The sequence below is a fragment of the Brevibacterium salitolerans genome (genome assembly GCF_039531405.1).
Lineage (GTDB): Bacteria > Actinomycetota > Actinomycetes > Actinomycetales > Brevibacteriaceae > Brevibacterium > Brevibacterium salitolerans.
In genome coordinates this window covers 63,674-85,787 of the sequence record NZ_BAAAPZ010000012.1, presented here as the reverse complement: position 1 = coordinate 85,787, position 22,114 = coordinate 63,674, and the positions used below count along the sequence as shown (strand labels likewise).

Genomic DNA, 22,114 nt, shown 5'->3' with positions numbered 1-22,114 from the left:
CCGCAGGATCGGCACGTGTGCGCACACGGCCTTTCTGCGGCCTCGGCGTGCGTTCGCCTGTGCTCCCGGCGGGGCTCGCCGGCGCCCCGGATGCCCTCTCACCTGCGAATACTCGGACGTGAAACTATGACGTCGGAGCTATTGTGCTGAGCCCAACCCGTGTCCGCGCTCGTCTGTGCGGACCCTCCAGGTGCCTGTGTGAGGGGCCTAGCGTCGGCGGCAGACGAGAAGGCGGGCCCTCGCGGCGGGATCGTGGCAGCCCCCGGCGCAGGTCCACGGGGCCGATGGGGGCGGGCAGTTTGGCACGGTCCGGACGTGAGGGTATTGTGTGACCACAATGTGAAACACATCACGAGGGGTCACCGCAGATCCGTGGGGATCCCGCCATCCGACGGTTCGTGTCCGCACCCGGACGCGTACGCGCTGATGAGGAGAACACGATGACATCCGACCTTACTGCGGGATCGGCTGCGAAGAGGCAGGTAGATCCGCGCATGATCCAGATGCTCACCCCGGAAGGGGAGCGAGTCAGCTCCGGAGAGTACGACGCCTTCGCCGCGGAGCTCAGCACGGAGGACCTCTTCGGCTTCTACCGTGACATGGTGCTCGTCCGCCGCATCGACACGGAGGGCAATGCCCTGCAGCGTCAGGGCCAGCTGGGTCTCTGGGCGCCGCTCAAGGGCCAGGAGGCCGCACAGATCGGGCTGGGCCGTGCGCTGCGGCCGCAGGACTTCGTCTTCCCCACCTACCGCGAGCACGGTGTGGCCTGGACGCGCGGGATCGACCCCGTCCAGTTGCTGGGGATGTACCGCGGCCAGACGCACGGCGGCTGGGATCCGCAGGAGAAGCGCTTCCACACCTACACCATCGTGATCGGCTCCCAGGTGCTGCACGCGACCGGCTACGGCATGGGCATCCAGATGGACGGCGACGTGGGCACGGGAGACCTCGAGCGCGACTCGATCGCGGTCGCCTGCTTCGGTGACGGCGCCTCCTCTCAGGGCGACGTGTCCGAGGGACTCACCTTCGCCGGGGCCTTCAACGCACCCGTGCTCTTCTACTGCCAGAACAACCAGTGGGCCATCTCCGAGCCCACCAGCGTCCAGACGCCGGCCCCGTTGTTCACCCGCGGCCGCGGGTTCGGCGTGCCGGGCATCCGGGTGGACGGCAACGACGTCCTCGCCTCCTACGCGGTGGCCCGTGCGAGTGCGGACTCGATCCGCTCCGGCAACGGCCCCATGCTCATCGAGGCGTTCACCTACCGCATGGGCGCCCACACCACGGCGGACGATCCCACCCGCTACCGCAGCGATGCGGAGACCGAGGCCTGGGCCGCGAAGGACCCGATCGCCCGCCTCCGCCTGCACCTCATGAAGGAGGGTGCGAGCAGTCAGGAGTTCGCCTCGGTGGACGCGGAGGCGGATCAGCTCGCCGCGCGCATCCGGACCGCCTGCGTGGAGATGGAGGCGCCGGACGCGGAGCAGCTGTTCGCGCACGTCTACCGCGAGCCGCACTCCCTCGTCGAGGCCGAGCGCGAGGAGTATCTCGCCTACCTGGACTCGTTCGCCGATGCCGACGGGAGGGCGTGAGCCGCGTGACCGTCACAGCAGCTGAACAGAGCACCGCCGTGGAGAAGATGCCGCTGGCCAAGGCCATCACGGCGGGTCTGCGCAAGGCGATGGAGGACGACCCGAAGGTCGTGCTCATCGGTGAGGACATCGGCAAGCTCGGAGGGGTCTTCCGTGTGACGGAGGGCCTGCAGAAGGACTTCGGGGAACGCCGCGTCATCGACGCCCCGCTCGCGGAGTCCGGCATCGTCGGCACCTCGGTGGGCATGGCCGTCCGCGGGTACCGTCCGGTCATCGAGATCCAGTTCGACGCCTTCATCTTCCCCGCCTACGACCAGATCGTCACCCAGGTGGCGAAGCTCAACGCGCGTACGCACGGCCAGGAGAACATCCCACTCGTCATCCGGGTCCCCTACGGCGGCGGCATCGGCTCGCCGGAGCACCATTCGGAGAGCCCCGAGGCCGTCTTCGCCCACCACGCGGGCCTGCGGCTCATGACGCCGTCGACCGCGCACGACGCCTACTGGATGATCCAGGAGGCGATCCGGTCCGCGGACCCGGTGATGTTCTTCGAGCCCAAACGCCGCTACTGGATGAAGGGCGAGGTCGACACCGCGCAGCGCGGCCCGGCCGGCGGGACCGCGCAGATCGTGCGCCCGGGCACGGACCTCACCCTGCTGGCCTACGGCCCGCTGGTCCCCACCGCGCTGGACGTCGCCGCGGCGAAGGCGGAGGAGGGCGCGAGCGTCGAGGTCATCGACCTGCGCAGCATCAGCCCGCTCGACTTCGACACCATCGAGGCCTCCGTCAGGCGCACGGGCAGGCTCGTGGTCGCCCACGAGGCCCCGGTGTTCCTGGGGCTGGGCGCGGAGATCGCCGCCCGCATCACGGAACGCTGCTTCTTCCACCTCGAGGCGCCGGTGCTGCGTGTGGGCGGGTTCCACGCCCCGTATCCGCCGTCCAAGCTGGAGAGCCACTATCTGCCGGACCTCGACCGCATCCTCGACGCCGTCGACCGCGCCCTGGACTGCTGAAAGGACCCCATGTCAGACGTCTTCCTCCTCCCCGATCCCGGGGAGGGTCTCACTGAAGCGGACATCGTCGCGTGGAAGGTCGCCGAGGGCGACACCGTGACCGTCAACCAGATCCTCGTCGAGATCGAGACCGCGAAGTCCCTCGTCGAACTTCCCAGCCCCCAGGCCGGCGTCATCGCGGAGCTGTTCGCCGCTGAGGGCGACACGGTCGAGGTGGGCAGGCCGCTCGTCCGCTTCGGCGCGGACGTGGACACCCAGGGCACCGCCGGCGGCTCGGACGTGCCTGCGGCCGAGGCGGGTGAAGGCCCTGCCAGCGGCGGCTCCGAGGCGAGCGGCTCCGGTGCGGGGTCCTCGGACGCCGATGCGGCCGAGGACGGTGCCTCCGGTGCCACGCTCGTGGGCTACGGTGCGGTGGCGAGCTCCTCCAAGCGCCGTCCGCGCAAGAAGCCCGCGGGCGTGGGCGGGCAGGCCGCGGGTGCGGCTCAGTCCCCCGGTGCTGCACAGTCTCACGGCGCGGCGCAGTCTCATGACGCCCCGCAGTCCTCCGGCAGTCGGCCGAGCGCCTCGTCCGGAACGGGCGGCGGTGTCCGTCCGCTCGCCAAGCCTCCCGTGCGCAAGCTCGCCAAGGACCTCGGCGTGGACCTCTCACAGGTGCCCGCCACGGGTGAGCGCGGGGAGGTCACCCGCGCGGACCTGCGGGCGTTCGCGGAGTCCGGCGGCGCGGGGCTTACGGCTGCCGCCGGTCAGACCGCTGCCGCGCAGTCCGGATCCGCGCAGGCCGGATCCGCTCAGGCCGCGGCCGCCGGCGTGCCCGCCGCAGCGGGGCAGTCCGCCGGGGCCGGCCTCGGCGAGGGTTCTGGTGCGCAGGCGGTGCAGCGCGAGGAGCAGGTGCCGCTCAAGGGCGTGCAGAAGGCGATGGCGAACGCGATGGTGAACTCCGCCTTCACCGCTCCGCACGTCACCGAGGGCGTCGAGGTCGACGTCACCGGCATGATGGACCTGGTTCGCAGGCTCAAGTCCGGCAGGCGGCTGGGCGAGGACGTGCGGGTTTCCCCGCTGCTCATCGTCGCGAAGGCCGTGGCCTGGGCCGCGCGACGGCACCCGTACATGAATGCGCGGCTGGACGGCGAGACGATCACGGTGCGGAACTACGTGAACCTCGGCATCGCCGCGGCCACTCCGCGCGGGCTCATCGTGCCCAACATCAAGGAGGCGCACACGCTGGGCCTGGAGGGCCTGGCGCGGGAGCTTGGCGCACTCGTGGAGACCGCCCGCTCCGGCCGCACCACTCCGGCGGCGCAGGCAGGCGGCACCATCACGGTGACGAACGTGGGCGTGTTCGGCGTGGACTGGGGAACGCCGATCATCAACCCCGGAGAGACCGCGATCGTCGCCGTGGGGCGCGTCGTGAAGAAGCCGTGGGTGGTGGACGACGAGATCGTCCCGCGCGAGGTCATGACCGTCACCGTCTCCGCGGACCACCGCGTGGTGGACGGCGAGACGATCTCGAAGTTCCTCCGCGACGTGGCGAACGCCCTGGAGGACCCCACGCACCTCCTCAGCTGAATGGAGGCTCCGGGGCGCGAGCCCGCACGACCCCAGGCTCCCTGAGGTCGCCCCCCCACGAAGTGACGTCTGCGTAGCGGCCGTGCTGGGCGGCCGCTACGCAGACGTCACTTGTGTGTGGGCTGTGCTCAGTCGTTGAGGCGGGTGGTCTTCTCCGGCCCGGAGACCTTCGAGAGCTTCTTCGCGTAGCAGTTGTCGCGGTCGATGCCCAGATTCGTGCACTCGGCCAGGGCGTCCTCGGGATCCGAATAGGGCTCCGCGAGGACCGTGATCCAGAAGTTGCCCATCTTGAAGCTCTGCCAGTCGCCGCTCCAGAGCAGGACCGCGTCCGGGTAGCGCCGCTTGTTCTCCTCGAACTCCTCGAGGATGTCCTCTTCGGACCAGGTCTTCCCGTTGGCCTCGAGCCCGGGCTTCTTGGCGCTGAGCTGGACGACCCAGGTCTCCGCGAGCTCGCCCTCCGCGGTGCGGGTGCCCTCCTCCGCGTAGGACTCGAGCTGTTCCGCCGGTGAGGGTGGGGGAGTGGACGGTTCCGCGGACGGCTCGTCCGGCTGTGCGGAACCGTCGGAGTCCTCGGTCTCCTGTGCCACCGGGGGGTCGATCTCCGTGGGCTTGGTGCCGCGCTGGCCATTCAGCACGACGAGGCTGATGACGGCGGCCAGCACCAGCACGATGCCGAACCCCACGAAGCCCCAGATGAGCCCCTTCCTCCTGGAGCCGCCCTCCCCGGCCTGGTTCTGGCCGGCACCGCCCGGTGGGAAGCCCGCCGCGCCTGCGCCGGCCGCGCCCGCGGCGGGGAAGGCCCCTGCCTGGCCCGTGGCGAGAGGCGCCTGCACCGCGGGGCTCTCGCCGGAGTGGTGTGCGATGTACTCGTAGTAGGTGGAGCGGTCCTCCGCCGCCGAGGCCGCCCCCGCGGTTCCCACCGCGGCCTGCGCGCCGGTGACGGGTCGGCCCACGGAGAAGGTGGGCGGTAGAGACTGCCGGGCCGCGGCGGGGACGCCGGCCGCTGCTGCCGCCTGCCGGTCGGCGTCCGTGAGTTCGTGCAGGGGCAGGTACTCCTGGTCGTTGCGCAGGAAGTACTCGGCGCCGTCCGGACCGCGATAGCGGAGCACGGCGTTCGCGTCATACCAGTATCCGGCGCCGCCGGGATCGGAGAAGTGGATGGGCGAGCCGTCGTGAGAGGTGACGGGCCGGTCCGCGCCGCCGGTCGTCCCCGAGGCGCTGCCCGCGCCGGCCCCCGCGGCTCCGCCCGCACCGGTCCCGCCACCCGCGCTGCCGGTGACCGGTGAGCTGAATGCCGTGTGGTCGCTGTGCGCCTTCCTGATGCGTGGGCGCGAGGGCTCGGAGCCACCGGGGGTGCTCATGGGTTCACCGTCCTGACCCCACAGGGGCGCGAAGGGCTGCACTGGCTGTCCATGTACTCACTTTTGCACGGAGGGGAGTGAGCGGCAACACGGAGGCACCGCGGGTCGACGGAGCCGGGCAGGGGCCGTTCGCCGCGCTGAACCGGAGCGCGGAGCGGGCGTGCGGAGCGGGGCGCGAGGGGTGAGCCGGAGCCGGCCGGCGCCGGGCCGGTGACAGCGGGCCGGTGCGGGATGTGAGGCGTGTCGTGGCCCGCCGACTTGCCGCGAGCGCGCCGGGCGCAATAGAATCGTGGACTGTTGTGATCGCAGTGCGCACTGACGACACGGCTCCGGACCGCCGGTCCGCGTGGAATCCACGCAGCAGGAGGAGCGGAGCCGATCGCCGGACGCGCTGCACGTGCTCATTGAGCGCTGCATCTATGACTGGCCCCTCTCTCACAGGCTTCGTCTTCAGCGCTGGTGAGACATCGCGCACCCGTCGCCCGGCGGAGTGCGTCCGCACACCCGCACCGGGGTGCATCCACATCACCGATCGCCGGCTCCGCAGGCGTGAGCGTCTGCATCACGCAGGAGCCGCACCCGGTGACAGCTGTGCTGATGTCTGCGGTGTGGAGGTTCGCGAGCCGCGGGGACCGTGCGCGGTCCACGCGGTGCTGAGGGCCTCAGCACCACCAACTGTTGAACTGGAGGAAGCTATGGCAGCCGTCTGCCAGGTGACCGGGACCACTCCCGGCTTCGGACACAATGTGTCCCACTCGAACCGTCGCACCAAGCGCCGTTTCGACCCCAACATCCAGAAGAAGCGCTACTACGTTCCTTCGCTCCGTCGCAACGTGACCCTCACGCTGTCCGCCAAGGGCATCAAGGTCATCGACGCACGCGGCATCGACGCAGTCGTGACAGAACTCATCGCCAAGGGAGTGAAGCTCTGATGGCCAAGGCACAGGACATCCGCCCGATCATCAAGCTCAAGTCGACTGCCGGCACCGGGTACACCTACGTGACCCGCAAGAACCGCCGCAACAACCCGGATCGCATCGTGCTGAAGAAGTACGACCCGAAGATCCGCAAGCACGTCGATTTCCGAGAGGAGCGCTGAGCGCACATGGCCAAGAAGTCAAAGATCGCACGCGAGAAGCAGCGTCAGGCACTCGTCGAGCGCTTCGCGGAGCGTCGTGTCGAGCTCAAGCGTCAGCTCGTCCACCCGGACAGCACGGACGAGCAGCGTGAGGAGGCGCGTCTGGCGCTCCAGAAGCTCCCCCGCAACGCCTCGCCGGTCCGCCTGCGCAACCGCGACCAGGTCGACGGTCGTCCGCGCGGGTACCTCCGCAAGTTCGGTCTCTCCCGCGTGCGCTTCCGCCAGATGGCGCACAACGGCGAGCTGCCCGGCATCACCAAGTCCAGCTGGTGATCTCCTGAGGATTCCGGCCCCGCACCCCTGAGGTGCGGGGGAGGGTCTGGTAGTTTCAGCACCAGTCGGAATTCTCCCCACTGGCATCGACCGCCGTACACCGTCCTGAAGGAGGACCCATCCATGGCAAAGAACCGCAGCGAGCTTGTCGCAGAGGTCGCAGAGAAGTCCGGTCTCACGCAGAAGCAGGTCTCCGACGTCCTCGACGGCGTCTTCGAGTCCTTCTCCGAGGCCGTCGCCTCCGGTGAGAAGCTGACCGTCCCCGGCTGGCTCTCCGTGGAGCGCACCGAGCGCGCCGCTCGCAAGGGCCGCAACCCGCAGACCGGTGCTGAGATCGAGATCCCCGCCGGCTACTCGGTGAAGCTCTCGGCAGGTTCCAAGCTGAAGGCGGCCGCAGGCTCGCCCTCGAAGTGAATCCTTCGCGCTGAGTGAGGCGCCTGTACCCGGAGGCGGGTACAGGCGCCTTTCGCATGCCCGGATGCCGCAGACCACGTGGAGGGGCACGGCGCAGGTCCTGCTCGGGCTTTTCGCATGCCCGGACACGGCACGTATCCTGGGGTGCATGCGCATCTCAGCCATCCAGCTCGGATACGGGGACGCGGAGTCCCCTGCGGAGCGCGTCGACCGCGCGGCCGCCCTCGTCGCCACTCAGGACCGCAGCGACCTCATCGTCCTGCCGGAGCTCTGGCAGCCCAGCGGCTTCGGATACAGGAACTGGGGTGCCCGCGCGGAGACGCTCGAAGGGCCCACCGTCCGCGCCATGCAGGACGCTGCGCGCGCCGCCGGGAGCTTCCTCCACATGGGCTCGATCATCGAGGCGACCCCGGAGGCGCTGACCCGCCTCGCCGCGGTGGACCACGACGTCACGCGCCTGCCGGAGCTGCCGGACTCCGAACGCGGCCTCTGGAACACCTCCGTCCTCATCGGCCCGGACGGCGAGGTGTGCGCCCGCTACCGCAAGATCCACCGATTCGGGTTCGGCAGCGGCGAGCCCAAGCTCCTTGCTCCCGGTGAGGAGCTCGTCACTGCGGACATCGAGGCGGACGGCCGCACCGTCCGCCTGGGCCTCGCCACCTGCTACGACCTGCGCTTCCCCGAGCTCTTCCGCGGTCTGCTCGACGCCGGAGCGGAGATCTTCGTGGTCCCCGCCGCGTGGCCGGCGCCCCGCGTGGACCACTGGAGCCTGCTGGCCCGCGCGCGTGCGGCGGAGGACTTCTGCGCCGTGGTCGCGGTGAACACCGCCGGCTATCACGCCCGGACCCAGATGGGCGGCCGTTCGGCGATCATCGACGCCTCCGGCGATGTCCTCGCACAGGCGGGAGCCGCGGAGACGATCCTCACCGCCGAACTCGACCTCGAGTCGATCCGCGCACGCCGCAGCGGCTTCCCGGCTCTCAACGACCGCCGCCTGTGACGGAGGGTTCCCGCACCGGCGGCAACGCCGGCCCTCGCACCGGCGGTGAGGCGGCGCGCCCCGACGGCCCCGCACGCACCGCCCGGCTCACGCAGTCCTCCGCGCTTCCGCTCTATCTGCTGGCCGGGGTGGTCCTCGGCTCACTGGCTCTGATCTTCACCGGTGCCGCCGCGCCCACCGTCGTGGGCGACTCCGGCCCGCTGGGCAGGTGGGGTCTGCCCACCGCCAAGTTCCTCTTCAACACCGCGCTCACGCTGACGATCGGTGCGCTGGTGCTGGCCGTCGGAGTGCTCCCGCGCACGCAGGGACGCCGGGGCGATGTCGACCCGGACTGGCTGCGCCTGCTCACGATCGGCCAGGTCGCCTCCTCCGTGCTCACGGTGTCCAGCGTGGCGGTCCTCGTCTTCACCTACGTGGACACCGCCGGTGCGCAGGCCTATGCGGGGGACTTCTCCGCGCAGCTCTGGTCCTTCATCACGGCGATCGATCTGGGTCGTCTGTGGCTGGGGATCACCGCGCTCGCGGCCGTCGCGAACCTCTGTGTGTTCGCCTTCCGCTCCTACGCCGGCGTCGCTGTCGCGCTCGCGGCCTCACTGGTGCCCATCGGCCTGCTCGCGCTGCTGGGCCACTCCGCCGAGGCCTCCGGCCACACCCAGGCCGTGGGCAGCCTCGCGGTCCATCTGGTGGGCGTGGTGCTCTGGGCCGGCGGCCTCCTCTCCCTGGCACTGCTGGCACCGGGCCTCACCCGCCGCCCTGACCTGGGCACACTCGTGAGCCGCTATTCCACGCTGGCTCTCATCGCGTTCCTGCTCGTCATGTACTCGGGCTTCACCAACGGCAGCCTGCGCGTGCGCAGCCTGAGCGACTGGTGGGGCACGCCCTACGGCCGGGTGCTGCTGGCCAAGCTCGCGCTCACCCTGCTGCTGGGGCTGATCGGGTGGATGCACCGCAGGTCCGTCATCGGCGGCCTCGCCGGCAGCGGTGTCTCTTCCGGACCCGCTGCCGGGCGCGGGGCCTCCGCCCTGTTCTGGCGGCTGGTGCTCGTGGAGACCGCCGTGTTCGGCGCGGTGAGCGGTCTCGGGGTGGTCCTCTCCCGCACCGCTCCTCCGGTCCCGGACGAGCCGCCCGCGGAGCCCACCGCGGCGGAGCTCCTCACCGGCGAGCCGCTGCCGCCGCCCCCGGACTGGGGGAACTACTTCACGGAGTGGCGGGTGGACCCCATCTGGGTGGTCATCACGGTGGGCGCGACCGTCCTCTACCTCCTCGCCGTCCGGCGGCTGCGCGTCCGGGGCGACAGCTGGTCCACGGCCCGCACGATCTGCTGGGTCGCGGGCATGGCCGTGCTCTTCTACATCACGAGCGGCGGCGTGTCCGTCTACGGCCACGTCCTCTTCTCCGGGCACATGATCCAGCACATGGCACTCGTGATGGTCGCCCCGGTGCCCATGGTGATGGGCGCACCCGTCACGCTGCTCATGCGCGCCCTGCGGCCCCGGCAGGACGGTTCCCGGGGCCTGCGCGAATGGGTGCTGGTGCTCGTCCACTCCCGGTACGCCCGCTTCTGGGCGCACCCCATCGTGGCGGCGGTGAACTTCGCGGGTTCGCTCGTGGTCTTCTACCACTCGGGCATCATGATCTACGCGCTGGAGACCCACGCAGGGCACGAGATCATGATCGTGCACTTCCTGCTGGCCGGGTACATGTTCGTGCAGTCGATCATCGGCATCGACCCGGGCGTGAACCGGTTCCCGTACCCCGTGCGCCTGCTCGTCCTCCTCGTGACGATGGCCTTCCACGCCTTCTTCGGCATCTCGATCATGTCCGGGGAGGCGCTCATCGCCGGTGAGTGGTACGGGAACATGGGCCACGGCTGGGGCTTCTCCGCCCTCGAGGACCAGGTGACCGGCGGGGAGATCGCCTGGGGGATCGGCGAGCTGCCCACCCTGTCCGTCGCCATCCTGCTCGCGGCGGAGTGGTTCACCTCCTCCACCCGCGAGGCCAGGCGCCGGGACCGTTCGGAGGCGCGCACCGGCGACGCGGAGCTGAGCGCGTACAACGCGATGCTGCAGCAGCTGGCGGACAGGGACCGGGCGTCCTCCTCCCGGCCGCGTCGCTGAGCGGGCCGAGGCCGCGTTTGCCGGTTCGCCCGGTGTGGAGCAGTCGTGCCGGTGGGTGTGCGACGGACCGCGCCGTGCTGTGTCTCACATCTTTGCTACGCTCACGACGAAGTCAGCCGTCCGGCGAGGACGGGCAGTCGAGAAGGGCGAGTGCACCAGTGGCCGCTGAAGGACCGGAGGCGTCGGAGGACGCGGAAGTGCCGCAGCCGCCGCGAGCGCGCCCGTCCCGCGGGACGGGCCCCGCGGTCTTCGGGCCCGGCATGCGGCGCGGGGCGCCCGGACGCTCCGGGGACACGGTCGCCGCACCCGAGGCGGTCGCACCCGGCTCCCCTCCTCCCACCGGGCCGGCGGGCACCGCGCCCCCACCGCCGCCCACGGTGTCCGCGGCGCACTCGGCCACCGGGCCGGGCGCGGAGGAGCCCGCCTCGGGGCAGTACAACACCGCGCCGCACAACACCCGCCCGCACGACGCGACGCCGCACAACACGGGCGTCCGGATCGCCGATGCGCGCGCTGCGGACGCCCAGGACCGGGGTGATGCCGCCGCGCACGGCGGGGTCGCCCACGGCTCCGGCCCGCAGGAGGCGGGGACGTTCGGCTCCGGCCCCGCGGCACCCGCCTCGGGGCCGTCGATGCAGGTCCCCGGCCCGGTCGCGGACCCGCCGCAGCGCATGACTGCGGGCTTCGCCCCGGCCGCGGGCTTCGCCGGCGGTGCGCCCGGGCGGCTCGTGTCCATCACCCGCACCCTGTTCGTCACGCTCTACGTCATCTCCTTCGCCGCGCCGGTCGTGTTCCTCTGGATCCCCGCGGGCCTCTACGCCTTCGTGGTGCTGGGCTGGGTGGTGTTCGGCGCGGCCGCGGCAGCCGGGGCCGCCCTCGTCTTCGAAGCCCGCGAGCACGACGGGATCGCCGCAGGCGTCAAGGCGCTGCTTCCGCTCGGCGCCATGTACCTCGTGGTGGGAGGCTGTCTGCGCGGCTTCGCCGGGACCGCGGCGCGCGGCGAGGGAGCGGAGTTCTGGCCGCTGGGGTTCGTGGGAGTCCCGATCGCTGCGTTCGTGCTCTGGCGTCTGGGCCGGATGCTCCGGGAGATGGTGGTGGTGTACTCCGCCACCGGCTGGCAGGGGTCCTACGCGCGGACCAAGATCGCCCAGCAGGGCACGGGCTCCTTCGTCGGCGGACGCGTGGTGGACGCCCTCGCGCTCGTCCTGGGTCTCCTGCTCTCCGTCACCGTCTTCTCCACGGGAGGCGGGTACTGATGCCCGGCCGATGCCCCGGTGCGGGCCCGTGCACGCGCGCAGTCCCTGGTGCAGCTTCGCCACAGCGAGTCGGCCGGCTCGCCGGTCCGCTTCTCGTATGCTCATGTGCGGAAGACCGTTCCTCCGGAGGTGTGCGCTGATGTCCCAACCTTTCGACCGCGGACAGGGCCCGGGACGCGGAGCGCCTGGACCCTCGGCCTCGCCCTTCGGAGCCCACCCGGGCGCACACGGCGGGCAGCAGCACGGAGGGAGCCCGTTCGGGGACGCTGCCCAGCCGGGACCCCGGAGCTCTCCCTTCGGCGCACCGGGAGCGGACCTTCAGGGACAGCCGGCCGCGGGCACTGGCGCTCCCGGCGGCTCCTCCGTCGCGAGGGGCTCCGCAGGGGGGACTGCGCAGGGAGCGCCCGGCGACCCGTTCGGCACCGGGGCACCGCAGGCTCAGGCGCCCGCCGCCTTCGGAGCCGAGGTGCCGCGGAAGGAGCTGACCGTCTCCGGTCCACCGCTCGCGGTGCTCTGGGCTGCACTCGTCGCGGCGGTCGTCGGCGTGGGCGTGGCGCTCCTGCCCTGGGGGCCCACGAGCCCCGTGGGCTGGCTGTTCGCGGGTCCGGTGGCGATCCTGCTGCTGGGCCGCTACGGCTCCGAGGACGTGCGCCGCCGCACGGACTCCCTCTACGCCACGCATCCGGCCGCCGTCCCGCTCTACTGGGCGGCCGTCGCCGTCACCGTCCTCGCCGTGCTGGCGACGGCGCTGCTCACCGCGTTCTGGGTGGGGCGCCTGTGAGCGCGGCGCGAAGGGCCGGACTGCGCGCCGTCGCCGCAGCATTCCTCGCCCTGGGCCTCACGGCGGCGCCGCTGGCAGCCGGACCCGCCTCCGCCGTGGACGCAGACACCACCCCGGCCGCCGTGTCCACAGCCGTATCCTCCCCCGCGGAAGCAGGGGGCCCGGCGCATCAGCCTGCCACGGAGCCGCCCGCGGTCATGGCGGCTCCCGCGCCCTCCAGCGGTGAGGGCTCCGGTACGGACGAGGGCTCCGGCACGGATGAGGACGAGATCGCCTCGACGGAGGGCGCGAGTGCTCCGCCGCTCCCGCAGCAGTTCTCTTCCTGCGTGGCGGCGGGAGGAGAGGCGGACGTGCTGCTGCTCGTCGACGAGTCCGGCAGCCTGCAGGACACGGACCCGGACAACGCCCGCGTCACCTCCGCCCTCCACCTCGTCAACCGGATGGCGCACAACGCCGGGGAGAACTCCGTCTCCGTCGCGGTGAGCGCGTTCGGCCACGAGTACTCCCGGGTGCAGGACTGGACCTCGATCGACGGGGATGCGGACGTCGAGGCGCTGCGCAGTGCCGTGACCGGCCTCGCGGACCGCACCTCCGGCATCGACACGGACTACTGGACCGCGCTGGACGAGGCCCGCAAGGCGCTGGCGGAGCGCAGCCGCGACCGGTCCTCGGACACCCAGAGCTGCCAGGCCCTCGTCTGGCTCTCCGACGGCGAACTCGACTTCCAGCAGCGCACCGCCGCCACCGCCCGCTCGCACGGCGACTCCAAGGCATTCGCCCCGGACGCGGACCTGCGCACGGACGCCGGGACGGCCGAGGCCGCACGAGCGGCGGAAGAGGACATCTGCCGGCCCGGCGGCCTGGCGGACCAGCTCCGCAGCTCACGGGTCGCCATGTTCGGCGTGGGCCTGGGCAGCGCGGACGGCGCGGAGTTCGACCTCATGCGCTCCATCGCGGAGGGCGAGGACTCCGGCGGTCAGACCTGCGGCGAGCTCACGGACCCCGTGCCCGGTGAGTTCCACCTCGCGAGCGACATCGACAGCCTGCTCTTCGCCTTCGACGCGATCTCCGGGCTCGGCTCCGATCCCGTCAGCAGCGAGCACGGGGTCTGCACCGAGCGCATGTGCACGGATCAGGCGCACACCTTCGTCCTCGACTCCACCACTCCGGACGTGGACGTCTTCGCCACCGCCTCCGCGGACGACCTCAGCGCGGTGCTCGTGGCACCGGACGGCACGGAGGTTCCGCTGGCCGACGACGCGCAGGACGCGCAGGCGGACACCGGCGGCTCGCCCGTCACCTACACCTGGGAGACCGCCCGCAGCCTGAGCCTGCGGATCGACGGCACCCAGGTGGGCAGCGCCGGGGACGACGGGCCGTGGGTGGGAGTCTGGCGGCTGGCCTTCGTCGCGGACGAGGGCGGGAGCACGGACGCCACCACCAGGTCGAACGTCCACATCACGCCGGGCATCCGCCCCACCTGGCCCGAGGCGGATTCGACCGAGCTCCACCGCGGCGACACCCTCGACGACACCGTGTTCTCCGTCGTCGACCGCGACGGGGACACCGTGGACCCGGCGGTGATCGCCGGCACGGGCGAGTTCACCGCGGTCTTCACCGATGCCTCGGGCCGGCAGACGGAGCTCGCCCGGACCACCGAGCTGAGCGAACTGGCGAATCCTGTGACCTGGGACCTCAGCCGTACGGCCACCGGTCGCGGCAGCCTCGGCCTCCGCCTCGACCTCACGACCGCTCCCGCCGAGGACGCGGACGGCGAGGAGGTGCCTGGCACCGTGCTGAGCCCCGTGAGCGTGGCCCTGCCGGTGGACGTGCTGCCGCCGCTCAACTACCCCACGGTGCCCGGCAGCGTGGATTTCGGCGAGGTCGAGGGTGCCGTGGACCTCAGCGCGGCGCTGCCTGTTGAGGGCGAGGGCTGCGCATGGGTGGAGCCCGGCTCCACGGACGTGGTCGCGGCTCCGCAGGGCATGGAGGGCGTGAGCATCGAGTCGTCCGCCGCAGCGGAGGCGGACTGCGTCTCCGGCGGAGAGGACCTCGAGGTCGAGCTCGCCTCGGACGCCCAGGGCAACGGCGCCGTCAACGGCACGTTCACCGTCATGACCGCGTCCGCGGACGGTCAGGGGGAGGCCGTCCCGATCACCGTCGAATTCACCGCGAGCGTCGTCAAGCCGCTCAACGCCGTGAACTTCTGGCTCACCCTCATCGTGGCGCTCGTCCTGGGACCCGGCATCCCGCTGGGACTCCTCTACCTCCTCAAGTGGCGCAACGCGCGCATCCCCGCCAGCCCGCTGGTGGCGGTCCGCGCACCCGTGACGGTGAGCGGCGGGACGGTGCAGCGCGACGGCGCGCGCTTCGCGTTCCGTCCCGGGGACCTCCGCAACACGGTGCCGATCGATCCGCGCGGCTCGCGCTCCATCGATGCCGCGGGAGTCACGGTGAGGACGCGCACGGGCGGTTCGCCCTTCGGCAGCGGCTGGGCGGTCGTGGACGCTCCCGGCTACGCGAGCGTGAGCCGGGAGCAGCCCTCCCGGCAGCCCGCGAGGCTGCCGCTGGCGGTGCACAACACCTGGCTGGTCCTGCGGCCCGAAGGCGGGCCCGCGGACGCTGCGGAGGTCCTCGTGCTCCTCTCCGGCTCCGCGGACGCACAGGCGCGCAAGGCGCTCGAGGACGAGATCGCCACGGAGGCGGCGGACCTGCTCGACCGTCTTCCCGCCGCCGAGGCCTCCTCCGGCGGACAGGGCGGCCCCGGCGCGGAGCCCAGCCCGTTCGGCGCGGCTGCGGCGGGACCTCGGAACGGACCCAACCCGTTCGCCGGCGGCGGTGCCGCGGGTGCGCCGGGCGGTGCGTCGTCGCCGTTCGGCAGCGGCCCGGGGCCGGGCGGCCAGCCGGGATCCGGTGGCCAGCCGGGATCCGGAGGCCAGCCGGGGCCCGGCGGAGGGTTCCCCGGCACTCCCGGCGGTCCGCAGTCGCCCTTCGGCGGCGGGAGGTGAGCGCGATGATCCGCGCTCAGGCACCTCGGCGGCGGCCTCGCCCTGCACCTGCCGCGCCCGGCAGTGTGAGGCCGGGCGGCACACCCGCCCGGCAGTGCCGCACACCCGTCCGGGCGGTCCGCAGCGGTCCGCACAGACCCGACCGCGCACACAGCTTCGCCCCCGCAGCTCCGTATCGAAAGGTCCAGTGAATGTACAAGTTCCTCGTCGTGGGATGCGGCGGCTCCGGTGGAGAGACGCTCGCCCGCATCATGGACCAGCTGAAGTCCGAGCTCATGCCGCACGGGATCCCCGAGCTGCCCGCGGGCTGGCAGTTCGTCCACGTGGACGTGCCCGTCGTCCCGGACACCGACGTGCCCGGCGTGGGCAACGTGCGGGACCAGGGCGGCACCTACATCGGCACCGCGCCCTCGTCCGGCTCGTACTCCGTCCTGGACAACTCCGTGAGCCAGAAGCTGCAGCAGACCGGTGACCTCGACCAGTTCGTCACCTGGGCCCCGCGCAGGCCGGAGTCCGTGACGACGCCCCTGCACAACGGGGCCGGGCAGATGCGCGGCGTGGGGCGCGTCATCACCCTCAACCGCGCCAAGGACGTCTTCTCCGGTCTGCAGCGTGCGGTCAACCAGCTCAAGACCACCGAGGCCAATGCGCAGATGAAGCAGGTCGCGGACGCGGTGCCGGGGTCCGGCGGGTTCGACCCGGAGGGCGATCCCATGGTGTTCGTCGTGTCCTCGATGGCCGGCGGCGCCGGCGCCTCCATGGCCCTCGACGTCTGCCGCCTGCTCGGCCAGGTGCAGGGTGTGTCCGTCAACGACACGTGCGTCTACATGTACACCTCGGACATCTTCCCGGACCAGCTCGAGGGCGTGCGCCCCAATGCGCTGGGCATGCTGGGGGAGATCGTCGCGGCGCAGTCGGCGGCCTCGGAGGACCACGACGTGCGCCTGCTCGAGTCGCTGGGCCAGCACGTCGACCGTTCCGGAGGCCCGTCGTTCGCCCGCGTGTTCCCCGTGAGCAAGTACCAGGGGCTGGACCGCACCACTTTCGGCGACGGCACTCAGCGCGGCCTCTACCGGGGGCTGGCGCGCGGCCTGGCCGCGCTCATGATCTCCGGCAAGGCGTCCACGGACTTCCGCGCCTACGACCTCACCAACAAGGACGGGCTCTCCCCCAACCGCAGCTTCCTGGGATGGGGCGTGGAGGCCGCGGACAAGCTCTCCTGGGGCACCTTCGGCTTCGGCAGCCTCAGCATGGGCCGCGACCGCTACCGCCACTACTCCTCGCAGCGCCTGGCCCGCACCGCCGCGGACCGGCTGAGCGAGGGCCACCTGCAGCCGGGCAGCACCGCCGGCGCGGAGCAGCAGCTCACCAAGCTGGTCGACTCGCAGTGGCCCACCGTCGTCCACGAGCTGGGCCTGCCCGCCGAGCACCAGACCTACGACACCGGCGCGGCCGGGGCGTGGGTGGTCTCCGCGCTGGGCGAGCAGAGCCTCGACGCCGCGCTGCGCGAGATGATCGACCGGTACGCGGTGGGTGCCGAGCTCCCGCGCGCCCAGGGCCAGACGGGTCCCAACTGGATCGCCAGCGCGGGCAACTACCTGCGTGCCAAGCAGGCCCAGCTCCAGCAGGGCGGCTACGAGATCATCCAGCGCTGGGCCTACGACTGGGCACGCGCCTTCGAGGCGCGGCTGCTCTCCGTCATCAGCACGGGGATCGCGCAGTACGGCCTGCCCTATGCGCGGGCGCTCCTCCAGCGGCTGCAGACGCACATCGGCCAGGGTGTGGTCCCGCGGTGCACGGAGCTCAGCCGCTATCCGGCCACGGACGTCTCCCGTGTGCCGAGCGAGGTCGAGGGCTATGCGGCAGCGGTGAAGGGCACCATCGTCCAGGGCGAGGAGCTGGAGCAGCGGCTCCTCACGGGCCTGCTCGCCGGCCTGCGCAACAACAGCTACCTCATGGCCAGCGAGGCGCTCGCCGCCGTGCTCTCCGAGGCACCGCAGGACCTCCTCGCCCCGCTGCAGAGGACGGTGGAGGAGTCCATCCAGGGCATCGACCTCGCCCGGACGGAGACCAGCCGCACCGTGGGCCTGGCGAACGTGGAGACGGACGTCTACTCCGCCTGGCCCTCGGACGAGGACCAGCGGGTCCCGGACCGCTTCGCGACGGCCCACAACGAGGTCCTCCTCACCCCCGCCGCGCAGTTCCAGGACCTCTACCGACACCACCTGCCGGACGCCGTGGGCTCCGGCGGGCAGGGACCGGCGGGCATCGAATGGGACAGCGCCCGCCGGATGGCCGCCGCCCAGGTGATCAGCGGCCAGTGGACGGCCGCAGAGGGCAGCAGTGCTCCGGGCGGGCTCATCGAGGAGCTGGCGCGCTGGCGGCCCTCCCGGTTCACCCGCGATCCGCACACCGGCAACCCGCTCACTGCGAGCGCAGGCCGCTACTCCCTGCACGTGGGCTCCCGCGATCTGCGCCTGCGGGCGCTGCAGTTCGTCAATCGCCGCAACGAGGCCTTCGACAAGTACTGCAGCCTCTCGCTCGAGGACTACATCCTGGGCAAGGACGGCGCCGCACCGCACGAGCTCTCCCAGCGCAGGACGGACCTGGAGGCCAAGTTCCGGGAGACGCTCACGCGCGGCCTGCCGCTGTCCAGCGTGCACCCGGACGTGGTCTCGCGCATCCACGCCAGCTCGGTGACCTATCGGTACAAGTTCTCCGCCGCACCGTTCGCGGCCGCCCCGGACCTCGTGGACCGCCTGCGGGCGGTGCTCACCTCCCAGCAGTCCGTGGAGTCGCAGACGGTGGACATCTTCGACAACTCGCTCACCCAGGGGCAGACCGCCGCGGGCATCACCCACGTGGACGTGTTCGGCTCCTTCGGGAACCTCAGTCCCATCGCGTTCGACGGCGTCCTCGTCCCGGTGTCCACCCGCTGGTCGCAGCTGACGTCCAGCGGGCAGAGGCAGGACTTCTGGACCTACCGGCGGGCGCGCACGCTGCCGGCCTCCCTGCCCATGAGCGAGGCCGAGCGCCGAGCCATGATCTCCGGCTGGTACGTCGCCCAGCTCACCGGCCAGCTGCAGATCCCGTCCCCGGACAACCTCACGCGGCCGGTGCAGGTGTTCGATGCGAGCAGCTCGCAGTGGCTGAGCTTCCCCAACCCCCTCCTCACGCCTCCCTCGCAGTTCGTGGGCGAGACCTTCGACTGGCTGCCGGCCGTGCTGGAGTCCTACCTGCTGGCGATCGCGAACGCCCACCAGTCCCCGGTGCTGGGATCCCTGCGTCCGTACCAGGTGCTGCGAGCGGTCTACGACCGCTCCGAGGAGCAGCCGGCCTCCGGCCTGGAGACGCGGTCGCTCTCCGGGCTCACCCACCTCGCGGACTGGCTGCGCACCGGGCAGACGCCCTCGGGCTCGGGCTCCCGGGCGGACGCGGACTCCCTGGAGCAGCGCTACGAGAACGCGCAGACGTTCCTGTCCACGGTGGGCGGGTTCGCCTCCAGCATGCTCGACACCTCCACCCCCGGCCACGTGGGCGTGCGGGTGGAGAACCGGGCGGCGGGCGCCGGCACCCCCATCTTCTGCGACCTCGTCCCGGACATCGTGGAGGTCACGCAGACCCTGCAGGGCGTCCTCGAGGGCGCCAGGGAGAGAGCGGAGAGCTCCGGCGGCGGAGGCTTCACCGCCGGGCTGCCAGAAGGATTCGGAGCGTTCTGATGTCACCCACCGGCACGGACCTGCGCACGCTCACACTCGTCACGGCACCCGCCTCACTGGTGGGCGTCCGGGAGACCCTGCGGGACTGGCAGGCGGGCGGGCTCGTGTCCGACTTCGTCTGGGTCCCCGCCCAGGCGGTCACAGCAGACAGCGTGCCCGGCTTCCTCTGCGCCCGCGGACAGCGCACGCGGGTGAGCGTGCGCGGGCTCTCCGGTGTGCAGCGGTACGGACGGATCCGGGTCGTGGCGCTGTCGGCCGTGCTCGCGGACCGGCCCGCCTCCGCGGAGGAGTTCGCCGGCGTCACGGCGGCCGGCGACCTGCTGCGCCGGATCGTCGGCGAGGAGTTCGGCGGCACCCCGGTGACGGCGGTGCGCGCCACCTTCGCCGGCCCGGGGGCCGTGGGCCTCGCGGACACCGTGCCCTCCGGTGGCTGGACGGACGTGGTGCTCAGCCCTTCGGACTCGCGCGGGCCCCGCGTGGGCACGCGCCCCGTCGACACCTCCGCACCCGCGGAGCTGGGCCGCCATCTCGCCGCGCAGATCGCCGCGCTCGCCGGCCTGTGGGACCGGCTGCCGGAGGGCACCCTCGACGGGATCGAGCCCGCCCACACGGGCTTCAAGGCCCGTCTCGCCCGGTCCTTCCACCGCCGGCTGGACGGCTCCGCGGTGGAGACGGCGGTGCGCGAGCGGGTGCTCGCGGTGGCCGACGGCTACCCGCTGCCCCATCGCGGCGGCATCCACGCCACCTATGCGGAGAACGAGTCCGGAGCCGTCGAGGCGCAGGTGCAGAATCTGTGGACCAAGCACGGCTGGGTCATCCGCGCGGACCGGGAGCAGCACATGCCCGCCAAGCCCCGTGCGATCTCCGCCGGGCAGGCGCTGCGGATGTTCTTCGCGTTCCTCCTCAGCGCCCTCCGCGGCGCGCCCTCGGCCTGGCTGGGCAGCGTGGTCGACTCGACCAAGGCCGCGGTCGCCTCCACGGTGCAGAACCTGGTCATGGGCGGCAGCGACTCCGCCTACAACGTGGTGGTGGGAGGCGTGGACTCGCAGGGCCGCCCCGTGGGCTGGGAGGAGACCGTGAGCGCCGCGGAGCAGCTCCACTCCCGCCTCGACGACGGCGGGCAGCCCGTGCACGAGGACCTCTCACCCCTGTGGCGGTCGTTCGTGAGCGCCTCGCTCACCCTCGTGGACGCCCGCCAGCGCGAGCAGGAGCTGCCGGCCGCCTCCCAGGGTGCACAGCCGGCGATCGTGCGCACACCGGAAGCCGTGGCCCCGGACCCTGAGCGGCCGTTCCGGGTGCGCGGCACGGTCGCCGGCAGGCTGGGCGAAGTCTCGGTGCAGCCGGCCGACGTGGTGCGTGCGGACGAGGTGGGCGCACAGGTCCAGCAGCTCGCCACGGACCCGCAGGCCCGGCTCGCGGACGCCTCCGCCCAGTTCTCCGAGATGGAGCAGTGGACGCTCGCCAGCCGCGCCTCCTTCGTCAGCCGCGTGGGGCTCGTCATCGCGGAGCACCTGCGCGGCAGGCAGGCCGAGGTCGCCCAGCGCGCCCAGGGGCTGGCGACGGCCTCGGGCCCGGACGCGGACACGACCAGGGAGGTCGCGGAGCAGAACAGGGTGCTGGGCGTGCGGATGCGGATCGCGGCCTTCGCCGGGCTCGCGCTCACCCTGCTCTTCGCGCTCCTGTCCTTCTGGGGCGCCTTCGCCTGGTGGGTGTTCTGGATCCTCTTCGCCGTCACGCTGCTGGGCTCCCTCGCCGGGGCGTTCCTGGCCTTCATGCGCACGCAGTCCGAGCTGTTCCGCCTCATCCACCGCGAGCAGAAGCGGCAGGACGACGTGGCGGTGGACCAGCGCAACCTCGCCGCCGCACTGCGCGACCTCACCCGGCTGGGCGATGCCTACGGGCAGTACCTCCGCTGGGCGGACGTCGTCGGTGCCTTCGTGCACCGGCCGTTCGGCAGCCCCGCGGCCGCCGCCGCGGGGCACGGCGGCCGGTTCGACGACCTGCCGCTGAGCACCGGGCACGCCGAGTACGTGGTGGACTCCGCCGCCGTGGACGCCACCGCCCGCACCCTGCGCTCCGAGCTCTTCGACGTGGGCTGGGCGGACACCCAGTGGAGCGCCTTCCTGCGCAGCTCCGCGGCTTCCGCCCAGCTGCACAACCAGCAGCTGGCGGCGGATCCCCAGCGGCTCTTCGCGGAGACGGCCGTGGGCCCGGGCTCCGCGCTGTCGACGCTCACGCGCTCGCTCACGGAGCACGGCGTGGATCCGCGCCTGGGCGAGGCCCCGTGGCAGGCGGCGATGGGCCGTCTGCAGGACCCCCGCCACGCGGCCACCCGGGCGGAGCTGCTGGGGCGGATCGCGGACGGCGCGGGCGGAGCGCAGGTGAGCGCCCAGGACTTCCTGGGAGCGGTGGGACAGCGCCTGGATCCGGGCAGCGGTGCGCCGGAGCTCCTCGACGACGTGCTGCTGACGTCCTCCGGCGCCGGCAGCGACGTGCACGGACTCGCCGACGAGGTGGTGCTCACGGAGCGCAGCGGCTTCAGCACCGTGCTGGTGCACACCCAGCTGAGCCGGGTGGTGAGCGACGACGACCTCGCCTTCTTCCGCGAGCGCTCCGCCTCCGTGGCCTGGGGACAGGGCGACTCGCCCTGGTCGATCGCCGCGGCCCGGGCACAGGCGCAGCTGCATCAGGGTGCGCAGGGCCGGGAGCAGCCGGGGCAGGGTGCGCAGGGCCGGGAGGGCTCCGGACCGCAGCAGGCCTCTGCCCCCTCGCGTTCTGCCCCGCAGCCTCCGCAGGTGCCGCACCCGCAGGGACCCGGCGGTGCGGCCTCCGGCGGCGAGCCGCCGCTGCAGAACCCTTTCGGCGGCCAGGCGTTCTGA

General features: G+C 72.3%; 15 protein-coding genes. 14 read left to right on the top strand and 1 reads right to left on the bottom strand.

Features of this window, described 5'->3' with window-relative positions; translation table 11 throughout:
* Window positions 1-440: 440 nt before the first annotated feature.
* The 3 genes from pdhA to ABD240_RS12770 are packed head-to-tail and all read left to right on the top strand — an operon-like array spanning window position 441 to window position 4,168.
* Window positions 441-1,589: a pyruvate dehydrogenase (acetyl-transferring) E1 component subunit alpha gene (gene pdhA / locus ABD240_RS12780; protein WP_291791769.1), complete on the top strand. Its 1,149-nt coding sequence runs from the start codon at window positions 441-443 to the stop codon at window positions 1,587-1,589.
* A 47-nt stretch (window positions 1,590-1,636) separates the two neighbouring features.
* A complete protein-coding gene (locus ABD240_RS12775; protein ID WP_291791820.1) occupies window positions 1,637-2,602 on the top strand; it encodes an alpha-ketoacid dehydrogenase subunit beta in 966 nt (321 codons plus the stop codon).
* Window positions 2,603-2,611: 9 nt separating this feature from the next.
* A complete protein-coding gene (locus ABD240_RS12770; RefSeq protein WP_344337653.1) occupies window positions 2,612-4,168 on the top strand; it encodes a dihydrolipoamide acetyltransferase family protein in 1,557 nt (518 codons plus the stop codon).
* Between the two features lie 128 nt (window positions 4,169-4,296).
* On the opposite strand, the gene ABD240_RS12765 is transcribed toward ABD240_RS12770, so the two are convergent.
* Complete coding sequence (locus ABD240_RS12765) at window positions 4,297-5,529, bottom strand: hypothetical protein (protein ID WP_344337652.1); 1,233 nt, start codon at window positions 5,527-5,529, stop codon at window positions 4,297-4,299.
* A 695-nt stretch (window positions 5,530-6,224) separates the two neighbouring features.
* Here ABD240_RS12765 and rpmB point away from each other — a divergent pair.
* From rpmB to ABD240_RS12710, 11 genes are all read left to right on the top strand, one after another.
* Window positions 6,225-6,461, top strand: a complete 237-nt coding sequence (gene rpmB / locus ABD240_RS12760; protein ID WP_291791760.1) for a 50S ribosomal protein L28 — start codon at window positions 6,225-6,227, stop codon at window positions 6,459-6,461.
* Window positions 6,461-6,628, top strand: a complete 168-nt coding sequence (rpmG, locus tag ABD240_RS12755; RefSeq protein WP_291791757.1) for a 50S ribosomal protein L33 — start codon at window positions 6,461-6,463, stop codon at window positions 6,626-6,628. The genes rpmB and rpmG overlap by 1 nt, the downstream gene beginning before the upstream one ends.
* 6 nt (window positions 6,629-6,634) lie before the next feature.
* Window positions 6,635-6,940, top strand: coding sequence for a 30S ribosomal protein S14 (rpsN, locus tag ABD240_RS12750; RefSeq protein ID WP_291791754.1), 306 nt, complete (start codon window positions 6,635-6,637; stop codon window positions 6,938-6,940).
* A gap of 123 nt (window positions 6,941-7,063) precedes the next feature.
* Window positions 7,064-7,354 carry an HU family DNA-binding protein gene (locus ABD240_RS12745; protein WP_291791751.1) on the top strand — a complete coding sequence of 97 codons (291 nt, stop codon included), beginning with the start codon at window positions 7,064-7,066 and terminating at the stop codon, window positions 7,352-7,354.
* A gap of 148 nt (window positions 7,355-7,502) precedes the next feature.
* On the top strand, window positions 7,503-8,354 hold the full coding sequence (locus ABD240_RS12740; RefSeq protein WP_291791748.1) for a nitrilase-related carbon-nitrogen hydrolase: 852 nt from the start codon (window positions 7,503-7,505) through the stop codon (window positions 8,352-8,354).
* Window positions 8,351-10,471 carry a bifunctional copper resistance protein CopD/cytochrome c oxidase assembly protein gene (locus ABD240_RS12735; protein WP_344337650.1) on the top strand — a complete coding sequence of 707 codons (2,121 nt, stop codon included), beginning with the start codon at window positions 8,351-8,353 and terminating at the stop codon, window positions 10,469-10,471. The genes ABD240_RS12740 and ABD240_RS12735 overlap by 4 nt, the downstream gene beginning before the upstream one ends.
* A 197-nt stretch (window positions 10,472-10,668) precedes the next feature.
* Complete coding sequence (locus ABD240_RS12730) at window positions 10,669-11,727, top strand: hypothetical protein (protein WP_344337648.1); 1,059 nt, start codon at window positions 10,669-10,671, stop codon at window positions 11,725-11,727.
* A gap of 139 nt (window positions 11,728-11,866) precedes the next feature.
* Entirely contained in the window at window positions 11,867-12,508 is a 642-nt protein-coding gene (locus ABD240_RS12725) for a hypothetical protein (protein ID WP_291791736.1), read from the top strand.
* Complete coding sequence (locus tag ABD240_RS12720; RefSeq protein ID WP_344337647.1) at window positions 12,505-15,516, top strand: vWA domain-containing protein; 3,012 nt, start codon at window positions 12,505-12,507, stop codon at window positions 15,514-15,516. Before ABD240_RS12725 ends, ABD240_RS12720 begins: the two co-directional genes overlap by 4 nt.
* Before the next feature lie 191 nt (window positions 15,517-15,707).
* Window positions 15,708-19,235, top strand: coding sequence for a tubulin-like doman-containing protein (locus ABD240_RS12715; protein ID WP_291791731.1), 3,528 nt, complete (start codon window positions 15,708-15,710; stop codon window positions 19,233-19,235).
* Complete coding sequence (locus ABD240_RS12710) at window positions 19,235-22,114, top strand: hypothetical protein (RefSeq protein WP_344337645.1); 2,880 nt, start codon at window positions 19,235-19,237, stop codon at window positions 22,112-22,114. The genes ABD240_RS12715 and ABD240_RS12710 overlap by 1 nt, the downstream gene beginning before the upstream one ends.

Coding starts and splice junctions, on each gene's coding strand:
- ABD240_RS12775 (WP_291791820.1), top strand. CDS start 1,637: ATGCCGCTGGCCAAGGCCATCACGGCGGGTCTGCGCAAGGCGATGGAG.
- ABD240_RS12745 (WP_291791751.1), top strand. CDS start 7,064: ATGGCAAAGAACCGCAGCGAGCTTGTCGCAGAGGTCGCAGAGAAGTCC.
- pdhA (WP_291791769.1), top strand. CDS start 441: ATGACATCCGACCTTACTGCGGGATCGGCTGCGAAGAGGCAGGTAGAT.
- ABD240_RS12715 (WP_291791731.1), top strand. CDS start 15,708: ATGTACAAGTTCCTCGTCGTGGGATGCGGCGGCTCCGGTGGAGAGACG.
- ABD240_RS12765 (WP_344337652.1), bottom strand. CDS start 5,529: ATGAGCACCCCCGGTGGCTCCGAGCCCTCGCGCCCACGCATCAGGAAG.
- rpsN (WP_291791754.1), top strand. CDS start 6,635: ATGGCCAAGAAGTCAAAGATCGCACGCGAGAAGCAGCGTCAGGCACTC.
- ABD240_RS12710 (WP_344337645.1), top strand. CDS start 19,235: ATGTCACCCACCGGCACGGACCTGCGCACGCTCACACTCGTCACGGCA.
- ABD240_RS12740 (WP_291791748.1), top strand. CDS start 7,503: ATGCGCATCTCAGCCATCCAGCTCGGATACGGGGACGCGGAGTCCCCT.
- rpmG (WP_291791757.1), top strand. CDS start 6,461: ATGGCCAAGGCACAGGACATCCGCCCGATCATCAAGCTCAAGTCGACT.
- rpmB (WP_291791760.1), top strand. CDS start 6,225: ATGGCAGCCGTCTGCCAGGTGACCGGGACCACTCCCGGCTTCGGACAC.
- ABD240_RS12725 (WP_291791736.1), top strand. CDS start 11,867: ATGTCCCAACCTTTCGACCGCGGACAGGGCCCGGGACGCGGAGCGCCT.
- ABD240_RS12770 (WP_344337653.1), top strand. CDS start 2,612: ATGTCAGACGTCTTCCTCCTCCCCGATCCCGGGGAGGGTCTCACTGAA.